Source organism: Pseudomonas sp. NPDC089392 (assembly GCF_044749595.1).
Lineage (GTDB): Bacteria > Pseudomonadota > Gammaproteobacteria > Pseudomonadales > Pseudomonadaceae > Aquipseudomonas.
The window spans coordinates 73,193-84,468 of the sequence record NZ_JBIVIF010000014.1; the positions used below are offsets into that span (position 1 = coordinate 73,193).

General features: G+C 60.6%; 9 protein-coding genes and 1 pseudogene. 3 read left to right on the forward strand and 7 right to left on the reverse strand.

Annotated elements, in window-relative coordinates; genetic code table 11:
* Positions 1–100: 100 nt before the first annotated feature.
* Positions 101–1,141, forward strand: coding sequence for a low specificity L-threonine aldolase (locus ACIP1G_RS14505; protein ID WP_400738060.1), 1,041 nt, complete (start codon positions 101–103; stop codon positions 1,139–1,141).
* 106 nt (positions 1,142–1,247) lie between these two features.
* Here the strand turns inward: ACIP1G_RS14505 and ACIP1G_RS14510 are convergent, their stop codons facing one another.
* The 4 genes and pseudogenes from ACIP1G_RS14510 to ACIP1G_RS14525 all read right to left on the reverse strand — a co-directional run bounded on the left by ACIP1G_RS14510 (position 1,248) and on the right by ACIP1G_RS14525 (position 3,895).
* Entirely contained in the window at positions 1,248–1,985 is a 738-nt protein-coding gene (locus ACIP1G_RS14510; RefSeq protein ID WP_400738154.1) for a methyl-accepting chemotaxis protein, read from the reverse strand.
* A 126-nt stretch (positions 1,986–2,111) separates the two neighbouring features.
* A pseudogene (locus ACIP1G_RS14515) lies at positions 2,112–3,185 on the reverse strand (cache domain-containing protein); the annotation flags it as partial.
* A 180-nt stretch (positions 3,186–3,365) separates the two neighbouring features.
* Positions 3,366–3,668 carry a cell division protein ZapA gene (locus ACIP1G_RS14520; protein ID WP_110744749.1) on the reverse strand — a complete coding sequence of 101 codons (303 nt, stop codon included), beginning with the start codon at positions 3,666–3,668 and terminating at the stop codon, positions 3,366–3,368.
* A complete protein-coding gene (locus ACIP1G_RS14525) occupies positions 3,665–3,895 on the reverse strand; it encodes a hypothetical protein (RefSeq protein WP_012270115.1) in 231 nt (76 codons plus the stop codon). The genes ACIP1G_RS14520 and ACIP1G_RS14525 overlap by 4 nt, the downstream gene beginning before the upstream one ends.
* 278 nt (positions 3,896–4,173) lie before the next feature.
* Here ACIP1G_RS14525 and ACIP1G_RS14530 point away from each other — a divergent pair, with 278 nt between their 5' ends.
* Positions 4,174–5,799, forward strand: coding sequence for a methyl-accepting chemotaxis protein (locus tag ACIP1G_RS14530; RefSeq protein WP_400738063.1), 1,626 nt, complete (start codon positions 4,174–4,176; stop codon positions 5,797–5,799).
* 145 nt (positions 5,800–5,944) lie between these two features.
* On the opposite strand, the gene gbcB is transcribed toward ACIP1G_RS14530, so the two are convergent.
* Entirely contained in the window at positions 5,945–7,045 is a 1,101-nt protein-coding gene (gbcB, locus tag ACIP1G_RS14535; RefSeq protein WP_400616858.1) for a glycine-betaine demethylase subunit GbcB, read from the reverse strand.
* A gap of 295 nt (positions 7,046–7,340) precedes the next feature.
* Between gbcB and gbcA the strand changes: the two genes are divergently transcribed.
* Positions 7,341–8,633 carry a glycine-betaine demethylase subunit GbcA gene (gene gbcA / locus ACIP1G_RS14540; protein WP_400738066.1) on the forward strand — a complete coding sequence of 431 codons (1,293 nt, stop codon included), beginning with the start codon at positions 7,341–7,343 and terminating at the stop codon, positions 8,631–8,633.
* Positions 8,634–8,715: 82 nt separating this feature from the next.
* Here gbcA and ACIP1G_RS14545 read toward each other — a convergent pair whose 3' ends face one another.
* Both ACIP1G_RS14545 and ACIP1G_RS14550 read right to left on the reverse strand, forming a co-directional pair.
* On the reverse strand, positions 8,716–9,543 hold the full coding sequence (locus ACIP1G_RS14545) for an RHS repeat-associated core domain-containing protein (protein WP_400738069.1): 828 nt from the start codon (positions 9,541–9,543) through the stop codon (positions 8,716–8,718).
* A 956-nt stretch (positions 9,544–10,499) separates the two neighbouring features.
* A complete protein-coding gene (locus ACIP1G_RS14550; RefSeq protein WP_400738071.1) occupies positions 10,500–11,270 on the reverse strand; it encodes an electron transfer flavoprotein subunit beta in 771 nt (256 codons plus the stop codon).
* Positions 11,271–11,276 lie beyond the last annotated feature (6 nt).

An 11,276-nucleotide genomic window follows, 5' to 3' on the forward strand; every position in this document is an offset into this window, starting at 1 on the left:
GGGCGCTGCCTTGCTCCGAAACTCAGTAGACACACTTGTATAGTCATTCTCCAATTCGATGGTTTACAGTGCTCTCCTGCGTCGTTCACAGGACAGTGCCATGACAGACAAGAGCCAACAATTCGCCAGCGACAACTATTCCGGCATCTGCCCCGAAGCCTGGGCGGCGATGGAAAAGGCCAACCACGGCCACGACCGCGCCTACGGCGACGACCAGTGGACCGAACGGGCTTCGGAGTATTTCCGTAACCTGTTCGAAACCGACTGCGAGGTGTTCTTCGCCTTCAACGGCACCGCCGCCAACTCCCTGGCCCTGGCCTCGCTGTGCCAGAGCTACCACAGCGTGATCTGCTCCGAAACCGCCCACGTCGAAACCGACGAATGCGGCGCGCCGGAGTTTTTCTCCAACGGTTCCAAGCTGCTGACCGCGCCCAGCGTCAACGGCAAGCTGACACCCGAATCCATCCGCGAAGTGGCGCTCAAGCGCCAGGACATTCACTACCCCAAACCACGCGTGGTCACCCTTACCCAGGCCACTGAAGTGGGCACTGTGTACCGGCCTGACGAGCTGAAGGCGATCAGCGCCACCTGCAAGGAGCTGGGCCTGAACCTGCACATGGACGGCGCACGCTTCACCAATGCCTGCGCGTTCCTCGGTTGCAGCCCAGCCGAGCTGACCTGGAAGGCTGGCGTTGATGTGCTGTGCTTTGGCGGCACCAAGAACGGCATGGCGGTGGGTGAGGCGATCCTGTTCTTCAACCGCCAGCTGGCCGAGGACTTCGACTACCGCTGCAAGCAGGCTGGGCAACTGGCTTCGAAAATGCGCTTCCTGTCGGCGCCATGGGTAGGCCTGCTGGAAGATGGCGCCTGGTTGCGCCATGGCAAGCATGCCAACCATTGCGCGCAGTTGCTGGCCGCGCTGGTGAGTGACTTGCCGGGGGTTGAGCTGATGTTCCCGGTGGAGGCCAACGGGGTATTCCTGCAGATGCCGGAGCAGGCCATTGAAGCGCTGCGTGGCAAGGGCTGGCGGTTCTATACCTTTATTGGCAGTGGTGGGGCGCGGTTCATGTGCTCGTGGGATACCGAGGAAGAGCGGGTGCGTGAGCTGGCGGCGGATATCCGCAGCATCATCACCGCCTGACCGGGCCTCTTCGCGGGTAAACCCGCTCCCACAGGGATGGCACAAGCCTCAAGGCTGGTGATTCACCTGTGGGAGCGGGTTTACCCGCGAAGAACCCAACACCGATCTAAAGCCTGAACCCACCCATCTGCCGCGCCAGATCATCGGCCAGCCCACGCAACGCCTGGCACTCTTGCCGACACCCTTGCACCTCGGCCGCCGTCTCCCGCGCCAAATCGGAAATCCCCTGTACCGTACGGTTGATCTCATCGGTCACCGCCGACTGCTCTTCGGTCGCCGTCGCCACCTGATGGTTCATGTCGCTGATGTGCTCGACCTGATCGGTAATCGCGCCCAAAGACGCCCCAGTACGCTGGCTCGACTCCACGCCACTGCCGGTCGCCTGCTGCCCCGCCTGCATCGAACTCACGGCTGAACCCGCGCCCTGTTTCAGCCGCTGGATCATCTGTTGCACTTCATCGGTGGACAGCTGCGTGCGCCGGGCCAGCGTGCGCACCTCATCGGCCACCACGGCAAACCCGCGCCCCATCTCCCCTGCCCGCGCGGCCTCGATGGCAGCGTTCAGCGCCAGCAGGTTGGTCTGCTCGGAAATACTACGGATTACCGCCAATACTTCATCGATCGAGGCGACTTCATCAGCCAACTGGCTGACCGCATCGGCCGCCTTGCCGATATCGCCCGACATACCCTCGATACCCCGAATCGATCGTTGCACCACCTCGCGCGCCTGCAACGCTTCATCCCGTGCCGACTGCGAGGCCTGGGCCGCATCGCCGGCATTGCGGGCAATGTCCTGCACGGTCAGGCCCATCTCGTGCACGGCGGTGGCGACCATTTCGGTCATTTCCTGCTGGCGCCCGGAGCGCTCGGCGGTGTTGTCCACCACTTGGGTCACCTGCTCCACGGCCAGGTGCAGCCGTTCGGAGGTATTCAACACCTCGCCGATCAGGCTGCGCTGGCTGTCGAGGAAGCGGTTGAAGCCCCGGGCCAGGTCACCCAGCTCATCCTGGCGTGAATCGTCCAGGCGGTGGCTGAGGTCACCCCCGCCGCTGCCAATCTGTACCAGCGCAGCAGTGACACGGCGGATCGGCCGCACCAGGCCACGCGCCAGCAGCACCACCAACAGCAGTGACACCAGGGCCACGGCGCCGCCAATCAGGCTGGTCAGCCCAACTGTCTGGTGCATTTGCGCGTAAATTTCTTCTTCCGGCACCTCGGCCACCAGGGTCCAGTTGAGGTCGCGCAGGGGCAGGCCGAGTGCCAGGTAGCGTTCGCCGTCGCGGTCGAAACGACCATTGCGCAAGCTCTCTTCTCCGGTCATTACGGCCTTGGCAGCGTCAGCACCGAGCTGCTCGGTGAGTTGGCGCTTGCCGCTGAAGGCGCTGTCCGGATGCACCTGGATCAGGCCATCGTTGCGCACCAGGAATACCTTGCCATGCTCGCCGAAGCTGAAGTCGTGGATCAGCTTCGACAGTTCGGTCATCAACAGGCCCATGCCGGCCACGCCGACCAGCTTGCCGTTCTTCTCCACGCGGTAGTCGATGAACAGCGCCAGCTGGCCAGTGGCTCCGTCGATGTCGATATTGATCAGGCGCTCGGCGCCGCTGTCGACGTAGCCATAGAACCAACTGTCCTTGGGGTTGCTGCGGCTGAGGGTGCGGTCCAGGCCGTTCTCGTTGTAGTAGTGGCCGGTTTCGGTCGAGGCGAACAGGGTAGTGAAGGCCTGGTTGCGCTGTTTGGCAGCGGTCAGGTATTCGAGAAATTGCGGGGCTTGGGCGGGGTCTTCGCCGGCAGCAAGCCAGTCGCGCAGCAGGGTATTGCCGGCAATGTCCGCCGCTGCCACCAAGGGCTGGCCAAGCATGCGCTCAATGTCGTTGCGAATGGCTTCGATGCTGGCTGGCAGGGCAGTGTCGACCAGGTAACGTTCGGTGAGGCGGTTGAGCGCCACGGTGAAGATGATGACCACCACCAGGATACTCGCCAGCAGGGCGGCGCCCATACTGGTGATCAACTGCCACTGGATGCTCTTGCGCCAGATACCCATGCCCTACTCCCCGCAACATTATTGTTTTGCGGAAAGTGTATACACTTGCGTATCCAGTTAATCCAGTGATCTGAAGCAATCAGATGCACCCTGTGGGAGCGGGTTCACCCACGAATGCTTTACTGGGTTCACCATCGCATTCGCGGGTGAACCCGCTCCCACAGAGGCCGGTGCTGGACCTTATTGCTCGGCAATGGTCCGAACGATTGCATCCACCGTGGCGTCAATCTGCGCCTGGGTGCGCGCCAAGGTCTGCTGGTGTTCTTTCTGCAGTTCAACCTGCTTGGAGCAGAGGTTGAGGGCAGCCAGTACCAGCAATTTGTCACCGATCAGGGTCGGGTACTGACGCTTGGTCTCGTTCAAGGCGGTGTTGAGCATCCGCACCGCCTGGGCCAGGGTTTCTTCCTGGCCTTCGGGCGCCTTGATCGAATAGTCGATGCCGAGAATCGACACGACATTGATCGGCTGCTCTTGCAGTCTCATGCGCCGACAACGCCCGCGCTGGCGCGCTCAACCAGCGCCTGAATACGTGCGGCGGTAGCGCCGTTCTTCTCTTCCTGCTCCATCAGCGACAGCTGCAGGGTTTCGTTCTCTTCCTTGGCCTGGGCCAGTTCCTGGCCGAGGGCGGTGTTCTGCTCGGTGAGTTGAGCGTTTTTCTGCATCAGGTCGCTGACCAGTTGCTCGATTTGATTCAGGGAGGCTTCCAGCATGGGTCTATCTCAGGTTGTTGCGAGAGGGGGCACACGATAAAGAAAAGTGCGGCCTATCGCCATTAAATATCGGATTCAGAAGGTGTCTAACCCGCAGATTGACAGAGTAACCACCCCCTTGTTCCGACCTGGGTCAACCGCTGGTCAGGAAAAGGTTAGCTACCTCACAATTTTTACGGGTCGTGCTCAAGACTGGGCAGTCACGACCGATAGCCCGGCAAGTCCCATTTCGGCGCATTTGGCGCACGCTTTTTCCCCTTGCCTGGATCCCTTCCTCCATGTCTCTACGCAACATGAATATCGCCCCGCGCGCGCTGCTCGGCTTCGCGCTGATCGGCCTGCTTATGCTCGGCCTTGGCATTTTCTCGCTGATACAAATGGGCAACATCCGCCAGGCCGGCGTGGCCATCGAGCAGGTCAGCGTGCCGAGTATCAAGATTCTTGACGAGCTCACCGCGCTGAACCTTCGCATGCGCACCCTCTCCTACCGCCTGCTGCTCAACCGCGAGCCGGAAACCCAGCGCGATACCCTGAACCTGCTGGACCAGCGCAACACCCAGATCGACCGCGCGCGCCAGGCCTACCTGCCGATGATCGGCGCCGCCGACGAACAGGCCGCGTTCGACCAGTACGGCCTGCTGCTCAACCAGTACCGCCAGCTGGAGTCGCGCATGCGCAGCCTGAGCCAGGCTGACCGTACCGACGAATTGCGCGACCTGCTCAACCGTGACCTGCTGGCCAACTCCGAGCAGATCAACAAGGTCATGGACACCTTGGTACGCATCAACACCGACCAGACCCGCGCCACCAACGAAAAAGCCGCCAGCCAATACGCCGCTGCCTTCGCCCTGGTAATCGGCCTGCTGGTCGCCGCCACGCTGCTGACCTTCGTCTGCGCGTTCCTGCTGACCCGCAGCATCGTCAAACCGATCGAAGAAGCACTCAAAAGCGCCGAGCAGGTCGCCGACGGTGACCTGACCCACGTCATCCGCGCCGAAGGCACCGACGAAGCTGCCCGCCTGTTGCGTGCCATGGCCCGTATGCAAGACAAACTGCGCGACACCCTGCAGTTGATCGCCGGCTCCGCCACCCAGCTGGCCTCGGCCGCGGAGGAGTTGAATGCCGTTACCGACGAAAGCGCCCGCGGCCTGCAACAACAGAACAACGAGATTGAACAAGCCGCCACTGCTGTGACGGAAATGACCAGTGCCGTGGAAGAAGTGGCGCGCAATGCAGTTAGCACCTCCGAGGCTTCCAGTGAAGCCAGCCGGTCCACTGGCGACGGTCGTGATTTGGTAATGGAAACCGTAGGGGCCATCGAGCGCATGAGCGGCGATGTGCAGGCTACGGCCAAATTGATTACCCACCTGGCCGAGCAGTCGCGTGATATCGGCAAGGTGCTCGATGTGATCCGCGGCCTGGCCGACCAGACCAACCTGCTGGCACTGAACGCCGCCATCGAAGCGGCGCGTGCCGGTGAGGCGGGCCGTGGTTTTGCCGTGGTGGCCGATGAGGTGCGCGCACTGGCTCACCGCACCCAGCAGTCGACCAGCGAAATCGAGCGGATGATCGGCAGCATTCAGGGCGGTACCGAGGAAGCCGTGGAGTCGATGCGCACCAGCACCGAGCGTGCAGAGTCGACGTTGAATATCGCCCGCGGTGCCGGCATGGCGCTGGATACCATTGCCGGGGCGGTGGCGCAGATCAACGAGCGCAACCTGGTGATTGCCAGCGCGGCGGAAGAGCAGGCGCAGGTGGCGCGCGAGGTGGATCGCAACCTGGTGAATATCAATGATTTGTCGGTGCAGAGTGCTACCGGGGCGCATCAGACCAGTGCGGCGAGTGCCGAGTTGTCGCGGTTGGCGGTTGATTTGAACGGGTTGGTGGCGCGCTTCCGTACCTGATTTGAGAAAGCCGGGGCCGCTTTGCGGCCCATCGCGACTCAAGGCCGCTCCTACAGGGATATGCGTTTACCAGTGGGTACGCGTTCCCCTGTAGGAGCGGCCTTGTGTCGCGATGGGCTGCGCAGCAGCCCCCTGCATTTTCGGATCAGTAATCGATCCGCACATCCCCTTTCGGCACACTGCAGCACGACAGGATGTAGCCCTCGGCTTCGTCCTCTTCGGTAATGCCGCCGTTGTGCTCCATCTCCACTTCACCGCCCAGCTTCAGCACCTTGCACGTCCCGCAAATGCCCATGCCGCAGGCTTTCGGGATCATCAGGCCTACCTTGGCCGCCGCCGCATGCACAGTTTCGCCCGGGGCAATGCGGATGCTCTTCTCGCTGCCAATGAACTCCACCAGGTTGAGGTCGGAAACATCCAGCTCCGGTGCATCGGCGGCCTGTTCGGCGTGCTCCACCGCATCGGCCTTGGCCTCTGGCGGCGTCGCGCCGAACGATTCCTCGTGGTAGTTCTTCATGTCGAAACCGACCGCCTCAAGCATGCGCTTGACCGCAGTCATGTACGGCGTCGGGCCGCAGCAGAACACCGTGCGCTCCATGTAGTCTGGCGCAATCAGCTCCATCAGCCGCTGGTTCAGGTAACCACGGTAACCCGCCCACGGTTCGCCCAGGCCATGCTTTTCGCAAATGATGTGCAGGCTGAAGTTGGGGATGCGCGAGGCCATCTGTTCCAGCTCGCGGTGGTAGATGATGTCCTTCGGCGAACGGGCGCTGTGCACGAACACCATGTCGACATTGGCGTTGGTGTCGTAGAACCAGCGCGCCATCGACATGACCGGGGTAATGCCGACGCCACCCGACAGGTACAGCGTCTTGCCCGCCGGGAAGTCGATGGCGTTGAACAGGCCCACCGGGCCGTGCACTGGCAGCTCGGCGCCTTCGTGCATAGTGTCGTGCAGGAAGTTCGACACCAGGCCACCTGGCACTCGCTTGACGGTGATCGAGAAGCTGTAGGGCACCGACGGCGAACTGGAGATGGTGTAGGAGCGCATCACCGGCTTGCCTTCGATCTCCAGCTCCAGGGTAACGAACTGCCCCGGTTTGAAGAAGAACATGATCGGCTGGTCGGCCATGAAGCAGAAGGTGCGCACGTCCCAGGTCTCCTGGATGACCTTGACGCAGCGCACGATGTGGCGGCCGTTGGCCCAGGTCTGGGTAGTGACCGGATTGAGGAAGGTATCGGACATGTTCATCTCCAGCAGCCGACTATTGGCCTTTTTATGGCTTGGATAATGCGCAAGCTTGGGGCTACGTACATTCCTGCCAGCGACATCGACGTGCTTATCGCGACCAGCCCCGCACTGCAAGGGCTGGCGCGTCGTTATTCAAATCGACCATGTCGTCCATGGATACGGTTCGTGGCGTCTTCGGACGCACACTCCACGGCAAAACAACTAGCTGTTTTGTCTGAAGCAGCCTTGCGGCACCACAACAACGATTAGCCACCTTTTGCCGGCCGCACACGGCCCCGAGGAATACACGATGGACGTCACCGCAACCCTGAGCCTGGGCGATCCACTGGAACCTGCACGCAAGGCCACCGCCGAGATGCTGCAGACCCGCGAGCGCACCTACTCGCTGCCCCAGCCTTTCTACACCGACGAGCGTCTGTTCCAGATCGACATGCAGGAGATCTTCCAGAAAGAATGGCTGATCGCCGGCATGACTTGCGAAATTCCGGCGAAAGGCAACTACATCACCTTGCAGATCGGCAAGAACCCGATCCTGGTGGTGCGTGGCGCCGAAGGTAAAGTGCATGCATTCCACAACGTCTGCCGCCACCGCGGTTCGCGCCTGTGCGTCAGCGACAAAGGCAAGGTGGCCAAGCTGGTCTGCCACTACCACCAGTGGACCTACGAACTGGACGGCCGCCTGCTGTTCGCCGGCACCGAAATGGGCGCCGACTTCGACATGAAGGAATACGGCCTGAAGCCGGTGCACGTAAAGGTTGCCGGTGGCTACATCTTCATCAGCCTGGCGGAAAACCCGCCTGCCATCGACGAGTTCCTGGCCACCCTGGAACACTACATGGAACCGTACGACATGGAGAACACCAAGGTGGCGGTGCAAACCACCTTGATGGAAAAGGCCAACTGGAAACTGGTGCTGGAAAACAACCGCGAGTGCTACCACTGCTCCGGTTCGCACCCGGAACTGCTGCAAACCCTGCTGGAATGGGACGACACCAACGACCCGCGCGCCAGCCAGGAATTCAAGGACCACGTAGCCAGCTCTGCTGCCGCCTGGGAAGCCGAGAAAATCCCGTACCTGCACAAGAGCCATGGCCTGCGTAACCGCATCGTGCGCATGCCGCTGCTCAAGGGCACCGTGTCGATGACCATGGACGGCAAGCAGGCCTGCCAGAAGCTGATGGGCCGTATCAAAAACCCCGACCTCGGCTCGATGCGCATCCTGCACCTGCCGCACTCGTGGAACCACTGCATGGGCGACCACATCATCGTCTTCACCGTGTGGCCGATCAGTGCGCAGGAAACCATGGTCACCACCAAGTGGCTGGTGCACAAGGATGCCGTGGAAGGTGTAGATTACGACCCAGAGCGCATGCGCAAAGTGTGGGACGCCACCAACGACCAGGACCGTCGCCTGGCTGAAGAGAACCAGCGCGGGATCAACTCCACGGCTTACCAGCCTGGGCCGTACTCGAAGACCTACGAGTTTGGTGTAGTCAACTTCATTGACTGGTACAGCCAGCGGGTGTTGAACAACCTAGGGGCGGAACCGGCGCCGTATCTGAAGGAAGTGCAGGCGCAGTAAGTACTCAGCGCAAACCTGACTGCGCTCCGACCTTTTTCAGGTCGGAGCGCAACAAGCTACCTGTTGCCACTGTGGACCGATGCTAGATCTGGACCTCATAGGAGGGCGTTCTCCAAGACCTTAACTTGTTCGCAAGACCCGTAAGCCCCCTGCCTACGTTGGAGAGCATCTCGTCAATCATCGTGACGTCCATGAACGTCTCCAGAGCCACTCCAGGGATTTCACGCGGATCATTCCAAAGGTAACTTACCACCTCACGCGCTGCAGCAAGGTTGCCAGTAAAACCACCGCTAAGGTTAGTTACTGTGTTTACTACACCCAGCACATCCGTAGCCGTCTGCACGGTTGGCCTCACGCCAGAGATCGCAGCGATCACTTGCCCGGTAAAACCTGCGCTCCCCGTCATGAAAAACTGCTGGTTCGAAACCCTTGATAAATGGGGCAACTCATTGTGGGCAACCTGGCCTTCCCGCCCTGCATTGGTAGTGCTGGCCCTGAAAGCGGCCCTGCGCGTCACCACATTCTTGGCGGTACGCACCACAGAGCCGAACAAAGTGGCACCACTGGACGCCACGCTGACGGTCCTGAGCAAAATGCTCCAGGCCGCCCCGCCTGGGTCATGGCGATTCACAGGATCAGCGCCACAATACGCATAACAATTGATACCCCCTCTGGCAAACGGGCTTAGCCTGTCGGGCACCATGAATCGCATCAGGTTCGGGTTATAGAAGCGATGGCCACTTCCCAATGGATAATGGCCGGTCAAGGGATCTCGATACTGCCCACAAAAAGCCAGCCCTGGGAACGGCCCAGCGCTCAATACGCCGTAAGGCGAGTAAGCTCGCGAGCGGCAGGCAAGCCCATTTAGCACAGAGTGTTGCCGATCGGTATGCAGCAAGAGTGTTTCCATGAGTTATCCACACTTATGAATACCTAGCCGCACGGTAATGGCTACTCGGGAATTTGCGAACTAGCAAAAATGTCAGGTAGATCAGTGATCATTATTTGATCATAACGACGAAAGCAGCGTAATTAATGGGCTACAGCGAAGTTCGTACACCTTGTCCACAGAGACACCAACAGAGTTTGTGAGCAACGCACCAATACGTGCCGATTCGTTTGTGGATAAGCGGCTCAAGACCCTGATTTTTATGGATCAGCATGATTTCAGGTGAGTTTGATCATTTTTTAGTCAAAACTCTGGAAGCCTTTAGTATCAAGGCTCACAGCCTCTACCGAACAGATTATCCACAGACCGGCTAACAGCGATTGTGGGCAAAACCTGGTAGAGGCATGCGCACGTGGAGAAGATGAACTTGCTATAAGCTGTTCATTTTTTGATCAAAGCCATGAAAGCCCCGCCACTTATGGCGCCTAGCCATGCGCCAACACTTTATCCACACCTTGGCGAACAGATTCCGTGGGCAAAACCTGGTGTACCTGGCATTTCTGCCAGTTTCACAAATTTCGGCGCTGTGATTGCTTAGTAGCCACTATTTTGGCATTACCCAGGGAGACACTTATGCACAGCCGCCAGGCAGGGACTGTGAAGTGGTTTGATGAAAGGCATGGAATTGGGGTTATCAGCGCTGAGGGGCAGTGCTGGGATTACCTGGTTTTGCGCTGTGCGGTGGGTGACAGAGGGCTGGCTGCAGGGGAGCGGGTGTCATTTGAGCCTGTGAATGAAGCTCTTGGCTGCTGGGCGTTCAATGTAGTTAGCCAAGAGGTGTTGTCTGTAGGAGCGGCCTTGCGTCGCGATGGGCCGCAACGCGGCCCCGGCAATTAATGCGATGTCGCTGAAATCGTGGGGCTGCTGCGCAGCCCATCGCGACACAAGGCCGCTCCTACACGGGACCGCGTAAGGCGTCAGCGCAGCACGCCCTCTTCCACCAACAACTTGAGGATGGCTTCGGCGCCTTCCTGTGGTGAAACATCCTTCAGTACCTTGCCACCACCACCGCTGGCCTTGGCCGTCGCCGCCTTCATCCGGTCAGCACCGCTCTTGGCCTTGATCACCTTCAAGCGTTTGGGCCGCGGACGGGCCGGTTGCAGCTCGGCCTCAGCCAGCAGTTCGTCATCGACAATTGCCACGTTACGTGCCGCCAACACGCCGCGGCGTGCCGGCCCGAAGGCGCTCTGGCGCGGTTTGGGCGCTGCGTTATCTACAGTCGCCAGCAACGGCAGGCGAACCTTCAGGCGACGCCGCTGACCACGCGGCAAGGCCTGCAGCACCTGCGCCGTACCGTTGTCGATCGACTCCACCTCGGCCAGCCCGACAATCAACGGCCAGCCGAGCTTTTCTGCCAGCAGGAACGGCAACATGCCCGACCCCTCACCTGTCTCTGCCTGGCTGCCGGTCAGCACTAGCTGCGCCCCGGCATCGCGCAGGTAATCCCCGAGCACGCCCAGCACATCGGCCCCGGCCGGCTGTTCCAGCACGTCCAGGTGGTCCAGGCCCATGCCCAGGTAGGCACGCAGCGCTTCTTCACGCGGGTCGCCGGCATGTACCACCTGCAAGTTATCCCCAGCCAGCTGCAAACCCAGCTCCACCGCGCGGGCATCCTGCTCGGCGCGGCGGGCGCGACCCGAGCTTGGGTGGGCACCAATGGAAACCAGGCTGATCACTTTCGTACTCATGCTCGT